Source organism: Azospirillum doebereinerae (genome assembly GCF_003989665.1).
GTDB lineage: Bacteria > Pseudomonadota > Alphaproteobacteria > Azospirillales > Azospirillaceae > Azospirillum > Azospirillum doebereinerae.
Window position 1 is genome coordinate 61,468 of the sequence record NZ_RZIJ01000011.1, and the last position, 24,557, is coordinate 86,024.

20 protein-coding genes are annotated in these 24,557 nt (G+C 70.1%); 4 read left to right on the top strand and 16 right to left on the bottom strand.

The window, feature by feature from the left end:
• Nucleotides 1-55 precede the first annotated feature (55 nt).
• From EJ913_RS15190 to EJ913_RS15210, 5 genes are all read right to left on the bottom strand, one after another.
• The gene (locus EJ913_RS15190) at nt 56-919 is read right to left on the bottom strand and encodes an isocitrate lyase/PEP mutase family protein (RefSeq protein WP_126999295.1); all 864 of its coding nucleotides are present in this window, start codon (nt 917-919) and stop codon (nt 56-58) included.
• Nucleotides 903-1,451 carry a 3-isopropylmalate dehydratase small subunit gene (locus tag EJ913_RS15195; protein WP_126999297.1) on the bottom strand — a complete coding sequence of 183 codons (549 nt, stop codon included), beginning with the start codon at nt 1,449-1,451 and terminating at the stop codon, nt 903-905. Before EJ913_RS15195 ends, EJ913_RS15190 begins: the two co-directional genes overlap by 17 nt.
• Before the next feature lie 8 nt (nt 1,452-1,459).
• Nucleotides 1,460-2,716: a 3-isopropylmalate dehydratase large subunit gene (locus EJ913_RS15200; protein ID WP_126999299.1), complete on the bottom strand. Its 1,257-nt coding sequence runs from the start codon at nt 2,714-2,716 to the stop codon at nt 1,460-1,462.
• A 26-nt stretch (nt 2,717-2,742) separates the two neighbouring features.
• Nucleotides 2,743-4,329, bottom strand: a complete 1,587-nt coding sequence (locus EJ913_RS15205) for an FAD-binding oxidoreductase (RefSeq protein WP_126999301.1) — start codon at nt 4,327-4,329, stop codon at nt 2,743-2,745.
• Nucleotides 4,330-4,525: 196 nt separating this feature from the next.
• Complete coding sequence (locus EJ913_RS15210) at nt 4,526-5,434, bottom strand: MBL fold metallo-hydrolase (protein ID WP_126999303.1); 909 nt, start codon at nt 5,432-5,434, stop codon at nt 4,526-4,528.
• 236 nt (nt 5,435-5,670) lie between these two features.
• Here EJ913_RS15210 and EJ913_RS15215 point away from each other — a divergent pair, with 236 nt between their 5' ends.
• Together EJ913_RS15215 and EJ913_RS15220 are read left to right on the top strand one after the other, a co-directional pair.
• Nucleotides 5,671-6,531, top strand: coding sequence for an IclR family transcriptional regulator (locus EJ913_RS15215; protein WP_126999305.1), 861 nt, complete (start codon nt 5,671-5,673; stop codon nt 6,529-6,531).
• A gap of 96 nt (nt 6,532-6,627) precedes the next feature.
• Nucleotides 6,628-8,217, top strand: a complete 1,590-nt coding sequence (locus EJ913_RS15220) for an alpha/beta fold hydrolase (RefSeq protein ID WP_126999307.1) — start codon at nt 6,628-6,630, stop codon at nt 8,215-8,217.
• A gap of 73 nt (nt 8,218-8,290) precedes the next feature.
• Here EJ913_RS15220 and EJ913_RS15225 read toward each other — a convergent pair whose 3' ends face one another.
• Together EJ913_RS15225 and gloB are read right to left on the bottom strand one after the other, a co-directional pair.
• Nucleotides 8,291-8,911: a glutathione S-transferase N-terminal domain-containing protein gene (locus EJ913_RS15225; protein WP_244939367.1), complete on the bottom strand. Its 621-nt coding sequence runs from the start codon at nt 8,909-8,911 to the stop codon at nt 8,291-8,293.
• A 79-nt stretch (nt 8,912-8,990) separates the two neighbouring features.
• Nucleotides 8,991-9,758 carry a hydroxyacylglutathione hydrolase gene (gene gloB / locus EJ913_RS15230; protein WP_211098962.1) on the bottom strand — a complete coding sequence of 256 codons (768 nt, stop codon included), beginning with the start codon at nt 9,756-9,758 and terminating at the stop codon, nt 8,991-8,993.
• A 52-nt stretch (nt 9,759-9,810) separates the two neighbouring features.
• Here gloB and EJ913_RS15235 point away from each other — a divergent pair, with 52 nt between their 5' ends.
• Nucleotides 9,811-10,590: a class I SAM-dependent methyltransferase gene (locus EJ913_RS15235; protein ID WP_126999311.1), complete on the top strand. Its 780-nt coding sequence runs from the start codon at nt 9,811-9,813 to the stop codon at nt 10,588-10,590.
• An 86-nt stretch (nt 10,591-10,676) separates the two neighbouring features.
• Here the strand turns inward: EJ913_RS15235 and EJ913_RS15240 are convergent, their stop codons facing one another.
• On the bottom strand, nt 10,677-11,891 hold the full coding sequence (locus EJ913_RS15240) for a methyl-accepting chemotaxis protein (protein ID WP_126999313.1): 1,215 nt from the start codon (nt 11,889-11,891) through the stop codon (nt 10,677-10,679).
• A gap of 217 nt (nt 11,892-12,108) precedes the next feature.
• Between EJ913_RS15240 and EJ913_RS15245 the strand changes: the two genes are divergently transcribed.
• Entirely contained in the window at nt 12,109-13,140 is a 1,032-nt protein-coding gene (locus EJ913_RS15245; RefSeq protein ID WP_126999315.1) for a 4-(cytidine 5'-diphospho)-2-C-methyl-D-erythritol kinase, read from the top strand.
• Between the two features lie 84 nt (nt 13,141-13,224).
• On the opposite strand, the gene EJ913_RS15250 is transcribed toward EJ913_RS15245, so the two are convergent.
• From EJ913_RS15250 to EJ913_RS15285, 8 genes are all read right to left on the bottom strand, one after another.
• Nucleotides 13,225-15,639 (bottom strand): TonB-dependent siderophore receptor, encoded by a 2,415-nt coding sequence (locus EJ913_RS15250; RefSeq protein ID WP_238521784.1) that lies wholly within the window; start codon nt 15,637-15,639, stop codon nt 13,225-13,227.
• 316 nt (nt 15,640-15,955) lie between these two features.
• Nucleotides 15,956-16,951 carry a FecR family protein gene (locus tag EJ913_RS15255; RefSeq protein WP_126999317.1) on the bottom strand — a complete coding sequence of 332 codons (996 nt, stop codon included), beginning with the start codon at nt 16,949-16,951 and terminating at the stop codon, nt 15,956-15,958.
• 93 nt (nt 16,952-17,044) lie between these two features.
• Nucleotides 17,045-17,572 carry an RNA polymerase sigma factor gene (locus tag EJ913_RS15260; RefSeq protein ID WP_126999319.1) on the bottom strand — a complete coding sequence of 176 codons (528 nt, stop codon included), beginning with the start codon at nt 17,570-17,572 and terminating at the stop codon, nt 17,045-17,047.
• A gap of 140 nt (nt 17,573-17,712) precedes the next feature.
• Nucleotides 17,713-19,434, bottom strand: a complete 1,722-nt coding sequence (locus EJ913_RS15265; RefSeq protein ID WP_126999321.1) for a tetratricopeptide repeat protein — start codon at nt 19,432-19,434, stop codon at nt 17,713-17,715.
• 210 nt (nt 19,435-19,644) lie between these two features.
• Complete coding sequence (locus tag EJ913_RS15270) at nt 19,645-21,201, bottom strand: multicopper oxidase family protein (protein WP_126999323.1); 1,557 nt, start codon at nt 21,199-21,201, stop codon at nt 19,645-19,647.
• Between the two features lie 18 nt (nt 21,202-21,219).
• Nucleotides 21,220-22,908, bottom strand: coding sequence for a GMC oxidoreductase (locus tag EJ913_RS15275; protein WP_126999325.1), 1,689 nt, complete (start codon nt 22,906-22,908; stop codon nt 21,220-21,222).
• An 11-nt stretch (nt 22,909-22,919) separates the two neighbouring features.
• On the bottom strand, nt 22,920-23,462 hold the full coding sequence (locus EJ913_RS15280; protein WP_126999327.1) for a sugar dehydrogenase complex small subunit: 543 nt from the start codon (nt 23,460-23,462) through the stop codon (nt 22,920-22,922).
• 198 nt (nt 23,463-23,660) lie between these two features.
• Nucleotides 23,661-24,494, bottom strand: coding sequence for an isocitrate lyase/PEP mutase family protein (locus EJ913_RS15285; RefSeq protein WP_126999329.1), 834 nt, complete (start codon nt 24,492-24,494; stop codon nt 23,661-23,663).
• Nucleotides 24,495-24,557: the final 63 nt, after the last annotated feature.

Sequence of the window (24,557 nt, forward strand, 5' to 3'; positions counted from 1 at the left end):
GGTTTCCTCCGTTGATTTTCGCTTTGTTGAGCCGGTGGGATGAGGCCGGCGCCCGTCAGGCGCTCTTGAGATACTTTTTTTGCAGCTCTTCGATTTCCGGGAAGCCGATGAAATCGATGAAGCTGTTGTGGTCGGTGGTCGGGCGCGGCAGGTCCTTGGTGGACCGGCGCTGCGCCAGCGCCGCCAGGTTTTCCTTCAGCGCGGAGGCCACCGTCATCAGCGGCACCAGCGCGTAGGTCGCCATGCCGGCGACCTCCTCGACCTCGGCCGGCGACAGGTCGCGCTCCAGCCAGCCCAGAAGCTGGAGGGACAGCGGAACGCCGACCGCCTCGCGCATCGCGCGCAGGCCGTCGATGGAGCTGAAGCACTTGCTGATCGGCTGGATCATGTCGGCGCCGGCCTCGACATAGGCGCGGCCGCGCGCCATCGCCTCGGCGGGGTCCACCGCGTCGGTGCGGGCGATGATCAGCATGTTGGGGTCGCGCCGGGCGTCGGCCGCCGCCTTGATCTTGGCGACGCCCTCGTCCATCGGAATCACCTCGACCCCGCCGACGCAGATCGGGCAGCGCTTGGGCGCCACCTGGTCCTCCATGATGACCGCCGAGACGCCGGCCGCCTCGAACTCGCGGATGGTGCGCATCACGTTGATGGCGTTGCCGTAGCCGGTGTCGATGTCGGCGATGACCGGCACCTTGACCGCCGAGACGACGTTGCGCACCACCGTCAGGTTCTCCGACATGGTGTACAGCTCGGCGTCCGGCTGGCCCAGGAAGGAAGCGGACACGCCGAAGCCCGAGGTCATCAGGGCGTCGAAGCCGGCCTGCTCGATGAAGCGGGCCGACAGCGCGTCGTAGGCGCCGGCCGACCAGACGGTCTTCTGCGCGAGAATGCGGTTGCGGAACTCAGGCCCCCTGGACATGCTCGCTTCCCTTCTGCTGACGTTGTTCAGTTGCTTGGCGTTTGAGGTAGGGGACGAGGCCGCCGGCCTCGATCATCTCGGCGTCCGACTGCGGCGGCGGCTCGAAGGCGATCTCGGTCCCCTGGGTGACGTTGCGGATGGTGTGGGTCGACCAGTCGACCTCCAGCTCGTCCCAGCGCTGGACGAAGCCGAGGATTCCGGGGCAGCTCACCTGCGGGAAGCCCATGCTGATCTCGCCGCGCCAGTAGCCGGGCGAGAAGGACTCCGCGATCACCCCGGTGATGCCGAGGTGCCGCATCGCCTTCATCGGCGGGTAGTGCGGGTGGCCGTAGCCGAAGTTCCCGGCTCCGACCAGCAGGTCGCCGGGCTTCACCTTGGCGGCGAAATCCGGGTCGTAGGGCTGCATGGCGAGCTTGGCCAGCTCCTCCACGTCGGTGATCTTGATGTTCTTGACGCCGACGATCTGGTCGACGTCGAAGTTGACCTCGTCGAAGATGTAGGCGACGCGGCCGCGCAGGGGGTTCAGCGCCATGGCGGGCCTCACAGATAGGGGCGCGGATCGGCGATCCGGCCCTCGATGGCGGAGGCCGCGACCACGGCGGCGTTGCACAGGTAGATTTCCGAGTCCGGGCTGCCCATGCGGCCCCGCACGTTCAGCGTCCCGGTCGAGACCGCGCGCTGGTTGGCGGTCATCGTCGCGATGCGGCCGAAGCAGTAGTCGCAGCTCGGCGAGGAGACGAAGGCCCCGGCCTCAACCAAAGTGGAGATCAGCCCCTCGCGCGCCGCCGCCGCCATCAGCTCCTGGCTGGTCGGGATGATGTGCAGCGAGACGCCGCTCTTCACCTGACGCCCGCCGAGGATCTTGGCCGCCACGCGCATGTCCTCCAGCCGGCCGGACGCGCAGGACCCGAGATAGCCGGCGTGGATCTCCAGCCCGAGGAACTCGGTCAGGTCGCGGGTGTCGGCCGGGGTCGGCGGCACCACGACGATGGGCTCCAGCGCCGACAGGTCGATCTCGTGGACCGCCGAGTATTCGGCGTCCGGGTCGCTCGACACCGGGTCGAGCTTCTTGCGGGCGCGCGGCAGGGCGTAGTCGAGCCGCACCGGGTCGGGGTTGACGATGGCGGTCAGCGCCCCGGTGAACATCGCCAGGCCGGTGATGGTCTGGAGACCCTCGGTGCTCATCGACGCCGCCGCCGGCCCGCCGATCTCCAGCACCTGGAAGCGGCAGGAGCTGGGGCCGAGCACGCGCACCAGATGATGGAACACGTCGCGCGCCATGACGCCGGGCCGCAGGGAGCCGCGCAGGTTCACCCGCACGGTGTGCGGCACCCGCAGCGACACGGTGTCGCTGACGAAGGCCTCCAGCACGTTGCGGCGCAGCCCGATGGCGAGCGTGCCGAAGGTGCCCATCTGGCTGACATGGCCGTCGAAATGGACGGCGAAGGCGCCCGGCGTGGCGTAGCCGACCTCGCAGGCCACCTGATGGCCGATGCCGCGCCGTTCGAACAGCGGCACGTTGTTCTCCGCGCACCAGGTGCGGGTGTTGATGTGCAGCTCCTCTTCCTTGGCGGTGGCGGTCGGCACCATGTGGTCGATGAAGATGCCGAAGCGTTCCGGCTCGGCGACCCGCTCGATGCCGAAATCCTCCTTCATGGTCTTGAAGTAGACGTCGGTGTAGCCGGGGAAGTCGTAGGCGAGGACGAAGTCCGGCTTTGCCTTGATGTCCTGGCCGGCGCGGACGGCGGGGAGCCCCGCCGCGCGCGCCAGGATCTTCTCGGTGATGGTGTAGCCCATGCTGTGCGGTCTCCGTTCCGGTGGGCTCAGTCGAGGCCGAGCGCGCCGGGGTTCATCAGGCCTTGCGGATCGACGGCGCGCTTGACGCCCTCCAGCAGCGACCAGGTCTCGGGCGAGAGGATCTCGCGGAAGGGATAGTCGCGGGCGACCTGCCAGCTGATGCCGCCCATGCCGGCGTAGAGTTCCTGCGTGGCGCGGCGGAGTTCCGCCACCGCCTGCCGGGTGGCCGGGTTGGCCGGACGGTCGCGCCAGGGACGCACCACGTCCTCGCCCAGGCTGGCGGCGTGCAGCGGGGTGATCTCGTCGTCCCAGTAGAAGGCCGGCTCCAGGAAGAAGTCGTTGCCGACCGTCATCGTCATCACCGAATAGATGATGCCGTGGGTCTCCATGAAGCCGCGCTTCTCCGCGAAGAAGGCGTCGTTGGCGTCGATCACCTTGGGCGCGTCGCTCAGCGGGAAGACGGCGTGGATGGGAACCCAGCGCTGGCCGTCGCGCCCCAGCATGCCGCGCACCGGCCCGAAGGGCTTGGAGCGCATCACCTTGGGCACGCTGTTCTCGATCTCGGTGCCGTGGCGCTTGCCGATGGCGCGCAGCGTGTCGAGCGAATGGCGCAGCTCGCCGTCGGTGCGCCCCTCCACCACCAGATGGAGCGTGAAGTTGTGCGCCTTGAGGAAGGCGGTGCCGGCGGTCGCCACGCCCAGCGCGTCCTTGGCGCCCTGGAACAGCGACTTGCCGCCCATGGCGAGGTTGCCCAGCGTCTTCAGACCGTCCGACAGCTTGTTGACGCTGGCCGAATGCTCGATCTTGGTGCGGTCGATGCCGAAGCCTTCCGAGACGCAGCGCGAGCGCGCCATCTCGACTTGCGCCGCGGCCATCGCCTGCATGGTCTGGAAGCCGAAGGACAGGAAGTCCACCTTGTCGGGGCGCGGGTAGAGGCGCAGCGTGGCCGAGACCTTGACGCCCATCGCCCCGTTGTCGCCCAGGAACATCCCCGTCAGGTCGGGGCCGCCGTAGCGGTTGAACGGCTTGGCGCCGACGCGCCCGCCCGACCCCGTGGTGACCTTGCGGCCGTCGGCCAGCACCACCGTGACGCCCAGCACCGTTTCGGCCACCGTGCCGTGGATGCCGGAGCCGAAGAAGGCGCTGTTCTGCGACAGGGCGCCGCCGATGGTGGCGTTGATGCCCGACAGCGGCCCCCAATAGCCGGTGCGCAGGCCGGTGCCCTCCAGCGCCTCGTTCAGCGCCGACCAGGTGCAGCCGGTCTCGACCGTCACGTACTGGTCGGCGGCGTTCAGCTCGACGATGCGGTTCAGCTTGCGGCCGTCGACGACGATGGAGTCCGGGCGCTTGGGCAAATAGCCCTTGGTGTAGGACATCCCGCCGCCGCGCGGCACGATGGAGACCCCGGCCTTCGACGCGGCGGCCACCGCGGCGGCGGCCTCGTCGGCGGTGCGCGGCAGGACGATGGCGAGCGGGGCGACGCCGGGCTGCCAGAACACGTCGTTGGCGTAGTAGGTGCGGCTCTTCTCGTCGTGCAGCACGGCCTCGGCGCCAAGGGCGGCGCGCAGGTCGTCGAGCAGGGTGGCGGAGCCTTCGAGGGCGGCGATGCTCATCGAACTTGCCTCTGCGTCAGATGTCGAAATGTTTCGGTGTCGGACCAACGGCTGCGGGTCCTGGCTTTTTCGAAGCCCCTCTCCCCTTGAGGGAGAGGGGTTGGGGTGAGGGGTGCGCAAATCTCTTCGCCTTCGGCGAATACCCCTCATCCCAACCCTTCTCCCTCAAGGGGAGAAGGGCTCAAGAGCCCTGGCCTCAAACCGGCTCGTGCAGCGGCTCGAAGCGGAAATCCTCGCCCCGGCGGCGCACGAAACCGGTGTGCGGCGCGCCGAAATGGGCGGGGAAGACCAGCGCCTCGCGGTCCGCCGCGAAGTCCAGCAGGCGGCGACGGGTCGCCACGGCCTCGTCCTGGTCCTCGCAGAAGCGGCTGTTCCAGTTCGGCCGGGCGATCTGCATCGGTTGGTGCAGGCAGTCGCCGGTGAACACCGCCGCGTGGCGGTCGGACTCCAGCTTGACGAAGAGCTGGCCCGGCGTGTGGCCGGGGGCCAGCTCCACCTCCAGCCCGTCGAGGATGCGGTCGCCGCTCTCGATCAACTCGACCTGGCCCGCCTCCCACACCGGCATCACGCTGTCGTCCATCACCGGCCCGTTGCCCGGCATCGTGACCAGCCCGCCGGTCGGCGAGCGCCAATGCGCGAACTCCTTGGCGCCGTAGATGTAGCGCGCGTTGGGGAAGGTCGGCACCCAGCGGCCGTCGACGAGCTGCGTGTTCCAGCCGACATGGTCGATGTGCAGGTGGGTGTTGATGACCAGCGTCACCTCCTCGGGCCGCACGCCGGCTTCGGCGAGGCGCTGGAGGTAAGGCTTGTCGAGCATGTGGAAGCGCTCGAAGCCCGGCGTGTCGCGGTGCTTGCCGTTGCCGCAGCCGGTGTCGATCAGGATGACGTGGTCGCCGGTGCGGATCAGCCAGGAATGCATGCTCGACATCAGGCGGCGCGAGGCCGGGTCGAGGAAATTCGGGGCGGCGAGATCGGGGTTCGCGTCGAGGATCGACTCCTCGTAGGCGGGAAACAGGAAGCCCGGGTCGAAGCCGGGCGTCAGCATTTCCTCGATCCGCGTCACCGTGAACGCACCCAGGGAGATGGTGTGGGCGGTGGTGGCCATGCGCCTCCCCTCGTTGCCGTTTGTTTTGTTTGTTCGTTAAGGAAACCATTTGCCTTGGACGGTGTCAACAGGCAAAAATGGTTTCACTCTGCAACACGGATGCGGCCGATGCCGGGGGGCTGGACCCGACATTGGGCTTGCACAATGCAACGAGAGATAAGAATGCTACCGGAGCGGGATGATCTCGGCCGGTTCGCGGCCCGACGGCTGCGCCATCCATCAGGGGACTTTGCGGAATGGACAACGATCAGGACGACACTCAAGCGGTGGAAACGGGAGCGGAGAAGAACGGGCTCAGCGTCCGCGCCGTGTCCCGCGCGCTCGCCGTGCTCCGCAGCTTCTACCAGGAGGGGCCGTCGCTCTCGCTGACCGAGGTCGCGAGCGCCGCGAAGCTCGACAAGGGCACCGCCCGGCGCATCCTGCTGACGCTGGTGCAGGACGGCTTCGCGGTGATCGATCCGCAGACCCAGAAATACAGCCTCGGGCTGGAGATCCTGAAGCTGGCCGGCGCCGTGCCGGAGCGCCGCGACCTGCGGCAGATCGCCTCCACCATCCTGTCGCGTCTGGCGAAGGCCACCGGCAGCACGGTGTTCCTGTCGGTCTACCACGACGGCTCGGCCATCTGCCTGGATCAGTTCCACAGCGACCGCTCGGTGGAGGTGCGCTGGTGGATCGTCGGCGGGCAGTTGCCGATGAACTGCGGCGCGGCGCCCCGCGTGCTGCTGGCCTATCTGCCCGAGGACGAGGTGTCGCGGGTGCTGGCGCGCGGCACGACTCGGCTGACGCCCTTCACCACGACCGACCCGAAGGCGCTGATGGAGGAGCTGGAGGCCGTCCGGCGCGACGGCTGGTCGGTCGCGGTGGACGATGTCTACGAAGGGTTGGCGGCCATCGCCATGCCGGTCTTCGACCCCGAAGGCGCGCTGGTCGCGGCGGTGAGCCTGACGGGGCTGACGCCGTCGATCATCCGCAACGGGCAGCCGTCCTTCCTGGACGAACTGCGCAACGCGGTGCGGGACATCTCCGGCAACCTCTATCCCGGAAAGGCAGCGCCGCTGCACCGGGCCGCGCGGGCGCAATCGGCTCTGAGCGGCTGAGCGTGGCGGCGTGTCGCTGCGCGACGCGCGTTTCATAAAATCAAGAACGTCGCCCTTGGCGCCGGGCGTGGCGCCGTGGCGGACAAGGGAGGGGACATGGCGTTTCCACACTATGCGACGACGGCGGCCGGGCAGCTGCGCGTCTGGCGCGAAGGCAGCGGGCCGGATCTGGTGGTGCTGCCGGGGTTGACCGTGGCGGCGTCCGTGCGGGCGCGGATGCTGGCCGAGACGGCTCCCGGCTGGACGGTCACCGTGGTGGAACTGCCCGGCATCGGCGGGTCCGCCGGGCTGTGGGCCGACAGCCTGGAGGGCCTTGCCGAACGGATCGCCGAGGCGCTGGCCGCGCTGGGCATCGGCCCGGCGGTGCTGCTGGCGCATGACCTGACGGGGCCGCTGGCCGTGGCGTTGGCGCGAAGGGTTGCGATCCCGCCCGCCGCCGTGCTGCTGAGCGGGGCCGACGCGGCCCGCGCCTGGAGCGGACAGGGGATCCGCCCGCCCTCGCTGGCGCCGCGCCAGGACGGGGCGCATCTGCTGGCGCTGTGGACGCACATCCGCGACCGCCATCTGCTCGATCCCGAAATTCCCCATCTGCCGGCGTTCGACGGCCCCGCGATCCCGAGCGACGCGGATCTGAACGAAGCGGTGGTCGCCGCCTCCGTCGCCCCGGAACGCTACGAGGCGCTGTGGTCGCTCTGCGTGGGCGGTTCATGGAACGGCGTGTCGGTGAACGGCGTGTCGGTCGAGGAAATCGCGGACGGCGCGTTGGCCGCGCGGTTGGTCTCGCTGCGCGGCGCGCTGCCGAAGGCCGGGGCGCTGCCGCCGACGCGGCCCTTCGCCGATCCGGCCGCGCTCTGGTGCGACCACGTGGACATCCCCGCCGGCCGGGTGCATCTGCGCCGCGCGGGCGGCGAGGGCCGGCCCTTGCTGGTGTTCCAGACCGGCGGCGGTTCGGCGGCGCCCTTCGCGCCGGTGGTCCGCAAGCTGGCGGAGCGACACCGCGTCATCGCGCCGGACTATCTCGGCAATGGCTGGTCCGACAAGCCGGAGCGGCCCGCGAGCATCGAGGCGCTGGCGACCGACGCGCTGGCGGTGGCCGACGCGCTCGGGCTGGAGGAGTTCGACCTGTGGGGCTCGCACACCGGCGCGCTGGTGGCGTTGGAGATCCTGCTGCGCCAGCCGAACCGCGTCGGCCGCGCGGTGCTGGAAGCGCCGGTCTTCGTCAGCGGCGGCTTCCTGGACGACGTGCTGCGCCACTACTTCCCGCCGCTGGTCCCCGACCGTTGGGGGCGGCATCTGGTGCAGGCGTGGAACTGGCGCCGCGACATGTTCCTCTACTGGCCGTGGTACCGGGTGGAGCGCGCGGCGGCCCGGCGTCTGGGCCTGCCGGAGGCGGAGGATCTGCACGCCTTCACCGTCGGCCTGCTGCAGAGCGGCGCCCATTACGACCGCGCCTACCGCGCCGCCTTCGAATACGACACCGCCGCGCGGATCGGCCAAGCGACCCGTCCGATGATGATCTGCTCCGGGGCGGACGACATGCTGGCGGACAGTCTGGACCACGCGCGCACCCTGGCGCCGCCCGGCACGCTGGTGACCCTTACCCCCGCCACCGTCTGGTGGCCCCGCCAGCGTGCCGACGCGGTCGCCGAAACGCTGCGGATGTACGAGGATTTCCTGGAAGGCTGAGGCGAGCCCGCCGAGCCGTCAGTCAGCCAGCCAGCCAGCCAGCCAGCCAGCCAGGCCGGTCGGGTGCCGGCCGTCACGCGCCCGGCGGGACCGTGCGGCGGACGCTGTCGCGGTCGGACGCCGTGGCGAACCACGCGGCCAGCGCCGGCCGCCCCTCGCGCCACGGCTCGTGCCCGAAGCGGAAGTCGAGATAGGCGAGCGCCGCCACCACCGCCAGCGTGCCGATGGTGGGGCGGTCGGGCGGCGTGGCGGACAGCGTCGCCGCCTCGGCCTCCAGAACGTCCAGCGCGCGGGCGACCGCCTTGCGCTGGCGCTCCATCCAGCCGGCGGATTTCTCGCCGTCCGGGCGGTTGTTCTCCAGCCGGCGCAGGATCGCCGCGTCGCAGATCCCGTCCGCCACCGCCTGGAACCGCAGCGCCGCCCAGCGCGCCGGTCCGTCCGCCGGCAGCAGCCCGGCCGCCGGGTTGAGCGCGGCGAGGTATTCGACGATCACCGGGCTGTCGAACAGGACGGTCCCGTCCTCCACCGTCAGGGCGGGCACCTTGCCGAGCGGGTTGTCGTTGGGCAGGTCGGTGTCGGCCGACCACGGATCCGTCGCGCGGCAGGACAGCCGGCCATCCAGCCCGGCTTCGATGGCGACCATCATCACCTTGCGCACGTAAGGCGACGTGGCGCTCCAACGCAGGGTCATCATCGGGCGGGTTCCTCATCAAGGGGATGCGGTGTCATGGACGCAACCCTAACCCGCCCTGTCGCTTCGGTCATCCGAAAGATCAGCCTCGGAAATGATCCTTGCGGCTGCGGATCTCGGCGAAGACCCGCTCCGGCGTTGCGCCGGGAAGCCCGACCGCCGCCTGCACCGCCGGGTCGTCGGCGCGCAGGAAGGGGTTGGTGCGGCGCTCCACCCCGATGGTCGAGGGGATCGTCGGCTCCCCCCGCTCGCGCAGAGCCGCGATCTCGTCGGCGCGGGCGCGCAGCGCGGCGTTCTCCGGATCGACCGTCACCGCGAAGCGGGCGTTCGACAGGGTGTATTCGTGCCCGCAATAGATCCGCGTCGGGTCCGACAACGCGCGCAGCTGGACCAGCGAGTCCCACATCTGCTCCGGCGTGCCCTCGAACAGGCGCCCGCAGCCGAGCGCGAACAGGGTGTCGCCGGGGAACAGCGCGTCGGCCCCCTCGAACCAGAAGGCGATGTGCCCGCTGGTGTGGCCGGGAACCGCGAAGACCCGCACCGCCTGCTCGCCGAACACGGTGCGGTCGCCCTCGCCCAGCGCCACGTCCAGATCCGGGATGCGGTGGGCGTCGGCCCGCGCGCCGATCACGGTCGGCCGGTAGCGCGCCTTCAGTTCGGCGACGCCGCCGATGTGGTCGTTGTGGTGGTGGGTGAGGAAGATGTGGGTCGGCGTCCAGCCGCGCCGGTCCAGCTCCGCGATCACCGGCGCCGCATCGCCGGGATCGACAATCCCGACCTTGCCGGACGCGTCGTCGCGCAGCACATAGATGTAGTTGTCGGCGAACGCCGGAACGAGAACGACCTCCACGGCAGCGGACTCCCTCTGTTGCGATGCGAAACCGTGATACGCTTGGGATGCCATGTACACAGATATCGTCGATCTGAGGGAGTTCTACGAGTCCGGATTGGGCCAGATGGCCCAGCGGATGATCCGGAACCGCGTGCGCACCATCTGGCCGGACGTGCGCGGCCAGATCGTCGTCGGGGTCGGCTACGCCACGCCCTACCTGCGGCCCTTCATGGACGAGGCCGACCGGGTGGCGGCGGTGATGCCGGCCAGCCAGGGCGTCAGCTTCTGGCCGCCGGAGGGGCGCGGCATGGTGGCGCTGGGCGACGAGGCCGACCTGCCCTTCGGCGACAACACCATCGACCGCGTGCTGCTGGTCCACGGGCTCGAGGGCACCGAGCAGCTGCGCCCGATGATGCGCGAGATCTGGCGCGTGCTGGCCGGCGGCGGCCGGGTGCTGGCGGTGGTGCCGAACCGGCGCGGGTTGTGGGCGCGGGCCGACTGGACGCCGTTCGGCCACGGCTTCCCCTATTCCGCCTCGCAGCTCAAGCAGGTGCTGCGCGACACCATGTTCGTGCCCGAGCGCACCGGCCATGCCCTGTTCATCCCGCCGCTGCGCTCGCGCTTCCTGCTGAAGACCGCGCCGGCCTGGGAAGAGGTCGGCGGGCGCTGGTTCAAGGCCTTCGCCGGGGTGACGATGATCGAGGCGTCCAAGCAGATCTTCGCCGGCGTGTCGCGCCGCGCGGCGCCGCAGCCGGTGAAGCGCCGCCTGATCGTGCCGTTGCCGGGCGGCGCGGCGGCGGCGCGGCGGACCGCCGATCCCGACCCGACGACGCCTTGTCCACGGACTTGATCGTTGCAGCGACGACCGTTTGAAGCCCTTCTCCCTCAAGGGGAGAGGGGCTTCGCCTGTTCGGGCAATGGAAAGCGTGCTCTCCCTTACCCGCGCACCTGACGCAGCGCGTCGCCGATCCGACCGCCCAGGCTGCCGGCCCGCGCGCCGATGTTCTGGCTCAGCGTCGTCAACTCCTCCAGCGTGTGGGTGACGCCGGACAAAGTCTGTTCCGCGTCGCCGATGCGCTGTTCGGCGGCCATAGCGTCCTGGCGCGAGCGGTCGAGCGTGCGCGACACCTCGGCGGTCAGCATCGCCTGCTCGTCGATGGCGGCGGCCACCGTGCCGTTGATCGTCTGGATCGAGCCGATGGTCGAATGGATGCGGCCCAGCGCCTCGTCCACCGCCGCCGTCTCCTTCTGCAGATTGGAAACCTGGTCGGCGATCTGCTTGGTGGCGTCGGCGGTCTGGCGCGACAGCGCCTTCACCTCGTTCGCCACGACGGCGAAGCCGCGCCCGGCCTCGCCCGCGCGGGCGGCCTCGATGGTGGCGTTCAGCGCCAGCAAATTGGTCTGGCTGGCGATGGCGTTGATCAGCTTGACCACGCTGGCGATCTGCTCGGCGGCGGCGCGCAGCGAGGTCATCACGGTGGTGGCGCGGTCGCTGTCGGCGGCGGCGGCCTGGCTGATCTCGCGCGCCTTGCTGGTGTCGCCGGAGATCCGCGCGGAGGTCGAGGACAGCCGGTCGAGCACGCCCGCGATGGCGGCGACGGAGCCGTCCACCGCGCGGGCGGCGCCGGCCGCCTCGCCGGTCTGGCGCAGGCAGGTGTCGCCGGCCCGCCGCACGGTGCCGACGGCGGTGTCGAGCTTGCGCCCGGCCTCGGTCATCTCGGCGGCGATGCCGCCGATGTCGCGCTCCAGCCGTTCGGACAGGGCGCGCAGCACGGTGGCGCGCTCGGCCTCGGCGCTCTCGGCGCGCAGCATCGACAGCGCCCAGTGGCGGGCGATGCGGGCGTAGCGGCGGGCCTGGTCGACCGGGCCGGCGACGCCCAGCGTGCCGATGCGCTCGCCGTTCAGGTCGATGGCGACGTTGAAGCCCTCGCGCATCGTGCCGCCGGACTTGGCGGCCTCCTCCTTGCTCACGCCGCGCTCGTCGGTCCGGCGCGCCATGATGTCGGCGGCGATGGCGTGGGCGGTGCCGATGCGGTCGCGGGCGGTGGAGGCGACGATGGTGCCGCCCTTGCCCATGAAGGACACCACGACGTCCAGTTCGCGGCCGATGTGATCGCAGATGTCCTGTGCAATGGTCGCGCTGATGTCCAAGACGCTTTCCCCCTGAAATGATGGCCCGGCCGACGGTCTTGCGATGATCCTATACGCAAAGCATGACGATTCTGAGTTGAAAGAATGACGCAGGCGACCGTCCGTGGCCGGCAGGGGCCGGACTCGCCTGCGTCGTTCCTCCGTCCCGCCGGACGGCCTTGCCGTGGCGCGGCATCGGTGCCACACAGGGCCGACGCTCCCTCCACCCGGTGACCCCATGACCGCCGCCCCCATCGTCGAGGCCGCACCGGCCAAGCTGAACCTCTACCTGCACGTCACCGGCAAGCGCCCGGACGGCTATCACGAGCTGGACAGCCTCGTCGCCTTCGCGGAGATCGGCGACACGGTGACCCTGCAGCCGGGGGGCGCGCGGATCGCCCTGCGCGGGGCCGACCTGCCCCCCGCCGGGCCGCGTCTGGCGATTTCCGGGCCGTTCGGGCCGGCGCTGATGGGGGAGAATCCCGCCGGCAACCTCGTCATCCGGGCGGCGCACGCGCTGGCGGCGCGGCTGGGGCGCGAGGCCGACGTGATGATCGCGCTGAACAAGGCCCTGCCGGTGGCGTCCGGCATCGGCGGCGGATCGGCCGACGCGGCGGCGTGCCTGCGGGCGCTCGGCCGGCTGTGGGGGCTGGAGGCGGAGGATGCCCGCCTCTACGGGATCGCCGCCGGGCTGGGCGCCGACGTGCCGGTCTGCGTCGCCGGGCGGAGCTGCTTCTTCGGCGGCACTGGCGAGATCCTGGACGAGGCGCCGGCCTTGCCGGACACCCACGCGGTGCTCGCCAACCCCGGCGTGCCGGTGCCGACCCCGGCGGTGTTCAAGGCCCGGAGCGCCACGTCCGGCGGCGCCTTCTCAGCCCCGGCGCGCTTCGCCACGGCCCCGGCCGACGCAACGGCGCTGGCGGCGCTGCTGCGGGAGCGGGCCAACGATCTGACGGATGCGGCCCTGACCGTGGCCCCGGCGATCGCCGACACGCTGGCCGCGCTGGAACGGACGGACGGCTGCCTGCTGGCCCGGCTGTCGGGCAGCGGGGCGACCTGCTTCGCGCTCTACGCCAGCGCGGCCGAGGCCGAGGCCGCCGCCGCGCGCGTCGGGGCGGCGGAACCGCGCTGGTGGGTCAAGGCGACCCGGCTGCGGGCCTCCCCGGCGAACGCGCCGGCCTTGCCGAAAGGGCTGAGGGTCGGCGGGCTGGCCGCCGCCCCTCGGCCCATGGCGCCCTTCCCCGACACCGGCGGCTGGGGCGTGGGGTAAGGACCCCGTCCTCTTCCCCCGTGGGGCCGTCGGCCGGTGCCTCCGCGCCCTCGCGGGGATGACGGTCCTCCGCGTCCGCAGCCCTCAGAACTTGCGGGACACGCGGGCGGTGAGGGTCAGCGGTTCGTTGAGGTAGCACATCGACTGGGTCGCGCTCTTGGTGCAGGTGTACTCGACCTCGCGGTCCAGCAGGTTCCGCACGTTGACCGACAGGCGCCACGCCTCGGTGCTGTAGCGCAGCATCATCTCGTCCATCACATAGGCGGCGGTGGTGACGTTGCTGGCGTTGTTGGTGGTCTTGCCGACGAAGCGCAGACCGCCCCCGACGCCGAAGCCGGCCAGCGGGCCGTCCTGCACGCCGTAGTCCAGCCACAGCGAGGCGGTGTGGATCGGCTGGTCGGACTGCTGCCGCCCGATCTCGCTGGCGGTGTTGCTCTTGGTCACCTCGATCGGGTTGTAGGTGTAGGCGGCGACGCCCTTCAGCCCCTGGGCCAACTCCATGGTCAGGCCCAGCTCGACGCCCTGCGACTTGACCTCGCCGGTCTGCACGCTGCACCGGCTGCCGCTGCACAGGTGGGTGATGTCGGGGTCCGGGGTCAGGACGTTCTGCTTGCGCAGGTCGAACAGCGCGACGGTCGCCAGCAGGTTGGTGCCGGGCGGCTCGTACTTCACGCCGATCTCGTACTGGCGGCCGGTGGTGGGTTCGAAGCGGGTGCCGCCCCAGCCGGTGCCCGATTGCGGCTCGAAGGATTCGGCGTAGCTGGCGTAGGGGACCACGCCGAAATCGGTCTTGTAGGCGACGCCGAAGCGGCCGGTGTAGGCGTTCTGGTAGGCGTTGCCGCTGGACACGCCGGGGAAGTCCCGGCGGCCGCCCAGCAGGAAGATCCAGTTGTCGGCCACCGTGATCTGGTCCTGGACGTAGACGCCCAGCATGCGGGCATCCGCGTCGGTGTAGGACAGGGCCGGTTGCGACCCGTAGCGCCCGTAGACCGGGTTGAACAGGTTGAGGGAGGTCTCGACCGCCCGCGACCCGAAGCCGTCCTTCATGTTCAGGTAGGAGTAATCCACCCCGCCCATCAGCGTGTGCTCGGTGGAGAGGACGGAGAACTTCCCTTCGGCGCGGGCGTCGAACGCGTAGTTCTCGGCCTCCTGGCCATAGACGTACTGGGCGCGATTCATGATCAGGCCGTTGGCCTGGAAGCTGCCGGGCCAGACCTGCCGGTAATCCAGGTCGTATTTCGCGTAGCGGCCGCCGAAGGTGAATTTCAGGCTGTCGTTGACCGCGTGCTCGGCCAGCAGGGTCACCTGGGTCTGTTCCTGGTGGTAGCGGTCGTAGTCCGGCTCGCCCATGTAGGTCTTGGAGCTGACCGTTCCGGCCGCGGTGGTGTAGCGCCGGCGCGGGGTCCATCCCCGGCTCTCGTCCACCTGATGGACGGCGGCCACGGTGACGCTGGTCCCCGGCTGCGGTTTCCAGGTCAGCGAGGGGGCGATCATCTTGCGGTCGGCCTGATCGTGGTCGATGCCGTTCAGGCCCTCGCTGTCCTGGACGGCGGCGGTGATCCGGTAGAGCAACTCCTTGTCCTGGTCGAGCGGGCCGGTGATGTCGCCTTCCACCCGCTTCCAGTTGTTGGAGCCGTACTCCACCGCGACCTCGGCCGACTGCGCGTCCTGGGGACGCTTGCTGACCATGTTGATGAGGCCGCCGGGAACGCTCTGGCCGTACATCACCGAGGCGGGGCCGCGCAGGATCTCGACGCGCTCCATCAGGAACGAATCCATCCGCTGCCAGCTCTGGCCGGCGACCTTCAGGCCGTCGCGGTAATAGGTGGTGGTGACCGGGAAGCCGCGCATCTTGTACCAGGAGCTGCGCGAATCGCCGGCCGAGCCGTAGGACAGCACGACGCCGGGCGTGTACTTGACGGCGTCCTCCAGGGTCTGGGCGTTGCGCGCCTCCAACTCCTCGGCGCCGACGACGCTGATGCTCTGGGGGGTCTCGACCAGCGGCGTGTCGGTCTTGGTGGCGCCGGCGGTGCGCTTGGCGACATAGCCCGGCACGGGGCCGGTGGGATTCTCGCGGCCGCCGCCGCCCTGCACCGTCACCGGGTCGAGCACGACCGCGCCGGAGACGGCGACCTTCTCCAGCGTCACCGTCTTGGGGCCGGTGAAGCGCCAGGTGAAGCCGCTGCCCGACAGCAGGCGGTTCAGGGCGTCGGTCGGGGTGGCCGTGGCGGTCAGGCCTGGGCTGCTCAGGCCGCGCACCGCCGGGGCCGCGAACAGCAGCTTGAAGCCGGCTTGATCGGCGAAGGCGGTCAGCGCGCTGTCCAGCGATTGCGGCGGCACGTTGAAGCGCTGGGCCGCGTCCTGGCCCGACTGGGCGACTTGGGCGGCGCGTTCGGCGGCGTGGGCGGCCGGCGCGACGGCCAACGCCGTGCAGGCGGTCGAGACGAGCAGGGCGTGGCGAAGCCCCCGCCCAATGATGCGAACCGCCGGAACGGCCATGGTCTATCCCCTTGAAGACGCTGTCGTTTCTTGAACGGGACGGATCAATAAGCGAATGCAAATCATTCTCGTCCCACAAAAGGACGGATGACGAATGGCCGAGCGACAGCGGAAAATGCAAGAAAGTGGAGGGGCCTTGCAAAAAAGTGGCAGGGGTGTGGCGGGAGCAGCCTCCGGGCAAGTGCGGAGCCCAGCCACGTTTGCCCCCACCCTTCCTCCCCCGCTGGGCGGGGGAGGGGAGCGGTTGGATTTTTGCAAACATCCAGCGGCAGTCCCCTTCCCCGCCCAGCGGGAGAGGGTCAGGGTGGGGGCAAACTCAGCGCAGCAGCGTCAGCAGGGGCAGGCGCACGACCTTCACCGGCAGGATCTGTTCGATGGCGCGCAGCATGCCGTCCGGGTCGTCCAGCTCGAACACGCCGGTCACCGGCAGCCGCTTCAACTCCTCGCTGGTCACGACGATGCGTCCGGCGCTGTATCGGCTCATCTCCGCCGCCACCTCCACCAGGGGGCGTTGGTTGAAGATCAGCTTGCCGCGCCGCCACGCCGTCGCCACCGCCTCGTTGACGTGATAGGGCGCCGTCATAGTGGCCTTGGGGCCGTAGTCGATGCCCTGGCCGGCGCCCAGGCTGACCGGGGCGACCGACAGGGCGGTGACTTCGACGATGCCCTCGGTGACCATGACGCGGACCAGATCGCCGTTATCGCGCACCGCGAAGGCGGTTCCCACGGCGCGGGTTTCCCCGCCCCTGGCGGTGACGATGAAGGGACGGTCGGGGTCCTTCGCCACCTCGAAGAAGGCTTCGCCGGCCTCCAGGCTGATCCGACGCTCCTCCGGCGTGAAGGTCACGGACAGCGCGGTGGCGGTGTTGAGCAGCACGGTCGACTCGTCGGGCAGCGACACCGTGCGGCGCTCCCCCGGCCGGGTGGCGTAGTCGGCGGTCAGCGCGGCCAGCGGGCCGAAGACGCCCGAGCCGCCCACCACCAGCGCGGCCGACGCCGCGACGGCGCCGGTCATCACCGCCCGGCGGGCGACGGTCCGGCCGGAGGCCGGGCGGGTCGCCCCGGACGGCAGCCGCGCCACACGTGGGTCCGGTCCCGTGCGGCGGGCGGCCTCCCGCTGGGCGAAGGCCACGGCCGTGTCGGTCCGGCCGATCTCGCGCCACAGGGTTTCCGCCGCGCGCGCCGCCCTTTCATGCGCCGGGCTGCGGGCGCGCCACGCGGCGAAATCGGCCCGGTTCGCCGTGCCGAATTGCAGACGCACCAGCCAGTCCAACGCTTCCTCGTCCACGGCGGAGTCTTTCGGATCAGACATGGGAGAGCGGCCTGCGTCGGGAGGAAGAGGGGTGCTCCACCATAAGACGATTCCGGAAGGCGCCGGCGACAGGAAAAAACATCGCGCCCACCCTCATGCCTTGTCCCGGTCCAGCCGCTGGCGCCACTTATGGCAGTGCAGCATGGCCTGGGCCACGTATTTCGTGACCATGCTCTCCGACACGCCGAGCCGGGTGGCGATCTCCGCCTGGGACAGCCCGGCGACCCGGTGCAGCAGCAGCGCCTCGCGCGGCTTGGGGGGCAAGTCCCGCAGCGCCTCGTCGAGCAGGCGCAGGCGTTGCTTGGACAGCAGCGCCTCGTCCAGCGGAACGGAATCGTCGGCCAGGGCGGACATTTCGTCCTCGACCGTCTCGGCCGAGACCATCCATTTCTCCCGCCGCAGCCGGTCGATGGACAGGTTGCGGGCCACCCGCAGAATGTAGGCGCGGAAATTGGTGATGGGCTTCTCGGAGTCCGGAAGCGCCGCGAGCCGGAAATACGTGTCCTGCGCCACGTCCGCCGCGTGGTCGGCGTCGCCGGTGCGCCAAATCAGAAAGCGCATCAGGTCGCCGTAATGCTCCTGGAAGCTCGCGACCAGACCGGGCTTGTCCCTGTCTCCCATACCCCTGCACCCGCTCCCGCCGCTCGACCGCCTTGGGGCAGTCTAGTGAAAGTGCGAATGATTATCAAATCGCATCCGCCGCGTTGCCCAAGGGACGTTCCGGTGGGACGCGGGCGGCACAGGCGCGGTGAGTCCGGCCGCTATTTCTCGCCGACGAAGGAGCAATGGGCGAAACCCTGGAAATCGTGCCAGCGGATGCGCAACGGCGGGTTCCGGCGCTGGAACCAATCGACGGTCGCCAGATGGGCCGACTGGTCCAGCATCCAGCGCGGCTCGGCATCCAGCAGGAAATGCCCGATGTAGGCGGCCACCGTCGCCAGGAACCGTCCCGCAAGCGGCGTGTTGTTGTAATAGTCGAAGCCGACGAGGATCTCCCGGAACGGCCCCCGCCTTCGCTTGTCCAGCATGAGGCCGAGATCCCGGTCCGTTATCCCGGACGCCAACTGGCGGAGGTCGCTCCGAACCACCGCGTCGAGGTCGAGCACGATGAGCGGCCGGCCCAGCCTCTGGTGCCACTGAAACGCGCGGATGAAGCGCACGCAGGCGAAATAGGTGCTCCGCCGGACCGGCGGCCATCCGGAGAGGTCCGGGCGCTCGCGGGAGACGGCCAGGGCCAGGGGGTAGCGTCGGCGCCACTCCTCGACGAGGCCGAGCGTCCCGGCCGTCGGCGCCACGAGGTGCAGCACGACCGACGCGCCGGGCGAATGCCGGGCGATCGATTGCAGCAGGTCCGGTCCGAAGCGGCGGATATAGACATCGTCGCCGCTCACCATGATCGCCGGCTCCGTGGTGCCGTCGCCGGCGTCCGCCATCGTTTCCGGGGCCATCGTTTCCGGGGCCAGCGTTTCCAGGTCCGGCAACCGCGCGATGACGCTGTCCACCGGCCGCAGGCGCGCGAAGAAGGCGTCGTCCGCGCGCAGCATGGACCAGTAGCCCAACTCCGCGTCGGCGGCGATCTCCGCCGCCGTGAAGCGCGCCGTGAAGCGCGTTTGCAGGCGGGAGGCCAGGGTCAGCCGCCCCCGGCGGTAGACGTGATAGCCGACCAGCGCGGCGGCCAGGGAATCCTTCGGTTTCACGCGCAGCCGCTGCCACGCCGTCCGCGCCGCAAGCTCCAGGCGGTCGTCGTCCAGCGTTCCCAATTGCAGCAGATCCAGGGCCAGCGCGAGCCAGGTTCGCACCCTGTCGCCCTGTTCCGGCTCCGGTTGGACCGCCAGGGCGAAGCGCAGATGGTCGAAGGCCGCCAGCGCGCGCGGGAAGTCCACCACGCAGGCCTTGCCCGGATACCAGTCGAGGAACCCGCTGCTTTGCAGGAGCGTTCGGGCCAGCCGTTCATGCGCGTGCGGGGATTGTGGATCGCGGGCCACCTCCCGCCGCATCGCCGCCTCGAACCGATCGGCGTTTCTCTGCCGGAGGATGTCCAGATTGTTCCGCGCCTGCTCTTGGTCCGGAGTCACCGCGAGGATGCGTTCGTACCAGACCGCCGCGTCGAGCGGACGCCCCGCACCGCCGGGAGGGGCGGCGCCCAGCAGATTCGCCAGATTGAAGGTCGCCGCGCCGTGGGCCGGGTCGAGCGCGAGCGCCCGGCGATAGGCGTCCCCGGCCACGGCCGCCTGTCCCGCTCCGCGCAGCATGCCACCGAAATTGGCCCAATGGTTCGGGACGGCGGGCTCCGCATCGATGACCCGCCTGTACACGGCCATCGCCTCGGCGGAGCGTTTCTGCTGCATGAGCAGCAGGCTGAACATCTGAAGCGTTTGGCTGTGGTTCGGCCGGTCCGCGAGAAAGGCGCGGTACCCGCTTTCCGCCGCCCCGAAATTGCCTTGCTGATGAGCTGCGATGACGTCGTTCAGGTTGCTGGACACGGCCGGGCTTGCCCCCGCCGTCCATGGGCCACAACCATCGGTCACGGCCAAGCGGTGGTCATGACGAGAAGGATGACCGGCGGACGGCTGGACCGGTCATCGTCTTCCCGGTTGATCTAGCATGGAGAACCGCGTCGCCGAACGTGGTCACATCGTCGCAATTGCAGCCTTTTCGATGCCAGGATCAAAGTTTGCGCGTCGAGTCGGGGGTCAGGCCTCCACGGTGAAGAGCCGCATCATGCCCTGGTCCTCGTGGACCAGCGTGTGGCAGTGGAAGACGTAGACGCCGTCGTAATCGACGTAGCGGGTGCGAAGGCGCACGCGGCCGTGCGGCGGGATGGTGATGGTGTCCAGCCAGCGGCCCGGCTTGACGGGAACCGGCAGCCCGTCGGCTTCCAGCACCTGGAACGGGTTGATGTGGATGTGGAAGGGGTGCGGGTCGTTGGTCTGGTTGGTCAGCACCCATTCCTCGGCGGAGCCGAGCTTGGCGGTGAAGCCCTTCTCGTCCATCGCGAAGGGCTCGCCGTCGATGGTCCAGGTCCAGTAGGGCAGGGTGCCGACCTGCCCGAAGCCGACCCGGCGGCCCTTCACGATCTCCCCGTCCTCGACCGGCCTGAGATGGCCGCCGAAATCCTTGGCGTAGTCGACCAGCGGGCCGCGATACGGCTCCGCCGGCCGTTCCACTTCGCCCTCCACCAGCACGGTGGCGATGGTGCCGTAGGCCACGCCGAAGTTGGTGCCGCCTTCGAGCGCGTGGCTGCCTGGTTCCGGCGCCTGCACCAGGAACTCGGCCCGGTTGCCGGGCGCCAGGAAGATGGCCTTGTGATCCTCGGTTTCCTCCAGGGGGTTCCCGTCGAAGCCCAGCGCGACGAAGGGACGCCCGGCCAGCGTGAGCGTCAGGAAGCGGTCGTGGGTGGCGTTGACCAGCCGCCAGCGCTGCACCTCGCCGCGCTTCATGCGGATCGTCGGGTTCCTCTGGCCGTTGATGTAGACCTGGGTGCCGGTATCCAGCGTGGCGTATTGCTCCAACTGGCCCTGCGCGTCCACCGGCAGGCTCTGGAGCAGCATCACCACGTCCTTAAGGCCCTTGATGCCCTCGATCCCGTCGACCTTGCCCTCGACGATCAGCGCGCCGGCCATGCCGCTCGCCACCTGCAGCGCCACCGACCCGTGCTCGTGCGCGTGGTAGAAGTTGAGGCCGCAGGGGTGGGTCGCCGGGATGGCGTAGCTGTAGTTCTGGACCTGCCCCGGCTCGACCGTCAGCAGCACGTTGTCGGCCGGCGAGCGCGGCGAGACGTGCATGCCGTGCAGGTGCATGTTGGTGCGGTTGAAGCCGTGCGGCACGTTGAGGCCGGTCATCCCCGGCACCGGCGCGCTGACGTGGTGGAGATGGCCGTTGGCCGCCGCCGCGCCGTGGGCCGCCAGATTGGGCGGCGGCGACGGCAGGCGGTTGGCCAGCTTGAGGCCCAGCGTGTCGCCGGCCCGGACGCGCAGGGTGCGCGGACGCGGCCCCCCGTCGTAGCTGCGCAGCGCCACCGGGCGGCGGTTCAGGTCGTAATAGCCGTAGACCGCGTCGATGGCGACGTCGAGGCGGTGGGTGTCCGGATTGGCGGTCACCGTCTCGGGTTCCAGCAGCGGGTCGCCCCCGGAGGAGGGCGCCGCGCCTTGGGTCAGGCCCAGGCTGGGCAGCCCGGCGACGAGCGCCAGGGCGCTGGCGCCGGTGAACAGGCTGCGCCGGCCGAGCGGCGTCGCGAAGATGGTCGTCATGGCTCCGGTCCCCTCGGCTCAGCCCTGGTTGAACGTGGCGTGGATCTGGTCGGCGGCGCGCAGCGCCAGCGCGGCGGCGGTCAGCGACGGCGACACGATGCCGGTGGTCGGGTAGACGCCGGTGCCGATGATGTAGAGGTTCGGGTGGTCGTGGGCGCAGCAGGAGGCATCGACCACCGAGGTCCTGGGATCGTTGCCCATCACCGTGGTGCCGGCGATGATGGCGGTCTCGACCTCCGGCGGGATCGTCGTCCGGTCGGTCGCCTTCATGGCGTCGAAGACCTCGGCGTGCATCTTGAGGGCCACCTGGATGCCGCGTTCGGTGTAGTCGTCCCAGCGGAAGCTCACCTTGGGGCGGGGGATGCCCAGCGCGTCGCGCATCGTCTCGTCGGGGACGATGCGGTTCTCCGGGTTGGGCAGCACGTCGACCATGCTGGCCAGCACCACCTCGCGCTCCGTGTCGTGCCTCAACCGCCGGTTCAGCTCCTCGCCGAACACGCCCTTGGAGATCAGATCCTGCGCGCGCTGCGCCGGCCCCAGCGTGGCGTTCCAGCCGCCGTTGACGAAGTTGGTGGCGATGGCGCCGTGAACCCGGCGGAACTCGCCGTCGCGCAGCGATTTCAGTCCGCCGGTGGCGCTCACCGGGCCACGGTAGGGGTAGGTCGGGGTGGGCGACAGGGCCTGACTGTTCACGTCGATCAGCCCGATCAGGTTGCGGCCCACCATGTCCGAGGTGTTGGCGACGCCGTTGGGCGTGCGCTCCCCCTTCGAATTGAGCAGCAGCTTGGGCGCCTCGATGGCGTGGGCGGCCAGGATGTAGCGCCGGCCGATGGCCCGCCCCTCCCAGCCGTCGGGGTGCTTGTAGCGCATGCCCGACACCATGCCGTCGCTTCCCACCTCGACGCGGGTGACCACGCGCTTGTCCAGCACGCGCACGCCCAGCAGCTCCGCCTTGGTGACGTGGACGCTGGCGTCGTATTTGGCGGCGATGGGGCAGAGGAAGCGGCAGGACGCGTTGCCGCAGCATTGCGGGCGCCCGTCGTAGGGCACGGAGTTGCGCGAGTGCGGGTAGGGGCCGTATTCCAGCTTCTTGGGCGGGAAGACGACGCCCCCGGATTCGTAGCCGAAATCGACCGTGGCCGCCGCCGCCCCCATCTGGAGGTCGGAGTAGGACATCGGCACCTTGGGCAGCGGGAAGGTCTCGCCGTGGCGGTTGGGGCCGATGTAGTCCGACGCGTCGCCGGACACCCCCCATTCCTGCTCCGCCCGCAGGTAGTAGGGCAGCACGTCGTTGTAGGTGATCGGCCAGTCGACGCCGACGCCGTAGGTCGACTTCATGCGGAAGTCGCTGGGGTAATGGCGCTCGGCGTGGCCGGTCCAGTGCCACGAGCTTCCGCCGACGCCACGGATGTACAGCCCTTGGAAGGCGACCGGCCCGGCCTGGACGTAGTAGTTGTTCAGGTCGGTGTCGTCGGGCTGCGGCGCATACCAGGGATTCTCGTAGGGGGCGTTGGCCCCCTTCGACGGCGAGGCGCGGAAGCGTTCCAGCGCCTCCACCCGGTCGATGCGCGGGCCGGAATCCAGCAGGATGACCGAATGCCCGTGGCGCGCCAGCGCGCAGGCGGCGAGGCCGCCGACCACGCCGGCGCCGATGATGACCACGTCGGCGGACACCGTTTCCACCACGGCCGAGGATTGATGATGCATGGCCGTTTTCCTCACGCCTTGGTGGCGGTCGATGCGGTGGGCGAAATGGGCGCGGTCAGCGTGGGCTGGTAGGGCTGTTCCCAATAGCCGAACGGGCCGCCGCAGGTGGCCGGCGGTTTGGTGAAGGCGCAGGAGCGCCACATCAGCGCGTCGTTGTAGAACAGCACCGTCTGCCCGCCGTCGGCGGCGCTGGCGCCGGTGTACCAGGTGCTGGCCAACGCCTGCGCGGCGGGCAGCAGACCCTGTTTGAGGAGAATCTCGGTCAGCGGGGCGCCGGCCGGCGCGTCGTTCACCACCCGCACGAGCCGGTCCAGATCCTGGGCGCCGTAGGTCGGCGCCAGCGTGGCCCAGACGACCTGCACCAGATCGAGATAAGAGGCGCCAAGCTCGATGCCGGTCAGCCGCGCCGAGGCCAGCAGCCGCCGGGTCGCGGTCTCGTCGGCCCAGGCGGCGGCGGTGGACGGGGCGAGCGCCACGGCGGCCACCCCGGCCATGCCGGCGAGCACGTCGCGGCGGGTTGGTCCCGTGGCTGGCTGGGACTGTGCGTCGGACATGCTGGCTCCCTCCCGGTTGGCTGCAAACCTGGGGGGACTATTCTTCTTTCAACGTGTATATGTCAAACATCAATCCACCATTGGGACGCATCGTTGAAATTTGTCAAACATGACGGGAATTGAAAGCCATTCGTTACAAGAATCGGTGATTTGAATGGTTCCAACCCTCATTGCGGGATGAAATTCCGGAAGCGCGCGTCACGGCGGCGGTTCGGGCGAGAAGCTGGCGAAGACGTCGTCCAGCTCCTTGCCCGGCGTCCCGCCGGCCAGACCGTCGAAGGAGCCGGCCTTGATCCGTTCGACCGTCGCCAGCATGGCGCCCCAGGCGACCCGCGCCAGCGCCCCGCCGATGCTGATGCGCCGCACGCCGAGATCGGTCAGCTCGGCGACGCTCAATCCGGGGCGCATCATCACGACGTTGAGCGGCTTGGGCGCCACGGCGCGCACCAGCGCCGCGATGCCGGCCTTGTCGCGGATGCCCGGCGCGTAGAGGCAGTCGGCGCCCGCCTCGGCGAAGGCGACCAGCCGGTCGATGGAGGGCGCCAGGGCGTCCGGGTCCATCAGCAGCCCCTCGGTGCGCGCCACCAGCACGACGTTCTCGCCCGAGCGGTCGATGGCGTCCCGCGCGGCGCGGATGCGCTCCACCGACAGCGCGAGGTCGTAGAGGTCGGGCGCGTTGCCGTCGCGGTCCTCGATGGACAGCCCGGCGACTCCCGTCTCCAGGGCCAGCGCGACGTTGGCCGCCACCCCCTCGGGTTCGGTCGCGAATCCGTTCTCGAAATCGGCGTTGACCGGCAGATCGACCGCGCCGCACAGTGCGGCTAAATGTCGCAGAACGTCGTCGCGGGTGACCGCGTAGTCGGGACGGCCGGTGCTCCAGGCGTAGCCGGTGCTGGTCGAGGCCAGGGCGGAGAAGCCCTGGTGCTGAAGCATCCGGGCGCTGCCGACGTCCCAGGGGTTGGGCATCACGAAGCAGCCCTGATGGTGAAGGGCGCGGAAAACGGCGCGTTTCTCGGCGACGGTGCGGGTCATCGGGTGCCTCGTTTGCGGCGGTGGGGAGAGCCGGGCCGGGGATGCTGAGGGTTCCCATGGCGA

What these genes read in the sequence shown, in the direction of transcription:
- EJ913_RS15190 (WP_126999295.1), bottom strand. Translation starts at nt 919, where the DNA reads ATGTCCAGGGGGCCTGAGTTCCGCAACCGCATTCTCGCGCAGAAGACC.
- EJ913_RS15195 (WP_126999297.1), bottom strand. Translation starts at nt 1,451, where the DNA reads ATGGCGCTGAACCCCCTGCGCGGCCGCGTCGCCTACATCTTCGACGAG.
- EJ913_RS15200 (WP_126999299.1), bottom strand. Translation starts at nt 2,716, where the DNA reads ATGGGCTACACCATCACCGAGAAGATCCTGGCGCGCGCGGCGGGGCTC.
- EJ913_RS15205 (WP_126999301.1), bottom strand. Translation starts at nt 4,329, where the DNA reads ATGAGCATCGCCGCCCTCGAAGGCTCCGCCACCCTGCTCGACGACCTG.
- EJ913_RS15210 (WP_126999303.1), bottom strand. Translation starts at nt 5,434, where the DNA reads ATGGCCACCACCGCCCACACCATCTCCCTGGGTGCGTTCACGGTGACG.
- EJ913_RS15215 (WP_126999305.1), top strand. Translation starts at nt 5,671, where the DNA reads ATGGACAACGATCAGGACGACACTCAAGCGGTGGAAACGGGAGCGGAG.
- EJ913_RS15220 (WP_126999307.1), top strand. Translation starts at nt 6,628, where the DNA reads ATGGCGTTTCCACACTATGCGACGACGGCGGCCGGGCAGCTGCGCGTC.
- EJ913_RS15225 (WP_244939367.1), bottom strand. Translation starts at nt 8,911, where the DNA reads ATGATGACCCTGCGTTGGAGCGCCACGTCGCCTTACGTGCGCAAGGTG.
- EJ913_RS15235 (WP_126999311.1), top strand. Translation starts at nt 9,811, where the DNA reads ATGTACACAGATATCGTCGATCTGAGGGAGTTCTACGAGTCCGGATTG.
- EJ913_RS15245 (WP_126999315.1), top strand. Translation starts at nt 12,109, where the DNA reads ATGACCGCCGCCCCCATCGTCGAGGCCGCACCGGCCAAGCTGAACCTC.
- EJ913_RS15250 (WP_238521784.1), bottom strand. Translation starts at nt 15,639, where the DNA reads ATGGCCGTTCCGGCGGTTCGCATCATTGGGCGGGGGCTTCGCCACGCC.
- EJ913_RS15255 (WP_126999317.1), bottom strand. Translation starts at nt 16,951, where the DNA reads ATGTCTGATCCGAAAGACTCCGCCGTGGACGAGGAAGCGTTGGACTGG.
- EJ913_RS15260 (WP_126999319.1), bottom strand. Translation starts at nt 17,572, where the DNA reads ATGGGAGACAGGGACAAGCCCGGTCTGGTCGCGAGCTTCCAGGAGCAT.
- EJ913_RS15270 (WP_126999323.1), bottom strand. Translation starts at nt 21,201, where the DNA reads ATGACGACCATCTTCGCGACGCCGCTCGGCCGGCGCAGCCTGTTCACC.
- EJ913_RS15275 (WP_126999325.1), bottom strand. Translation starts at nt 22,908, where the DNA reads ATGCATCATCAATCCTCGGCCGTGGTGGAAACGGTGTCCGCCGACGTG.
- EJ913_RS15280 (WP_126999327.1), bottom strand. Translation starts at nt 23,462, where the DNA reads ATGTCCGACGCACAGTCCCAGCCAGCCACGGGACCAACCCGCCGCGAC.
- EJ913_RS15285 (WP_126999329.1), bottom strand. Translation starts at nt 24,494, where the DNA reads ATGACCCGCACCGTCGCCGAGAAACGCGCCGTTTTCCGCGCCCTTCAC.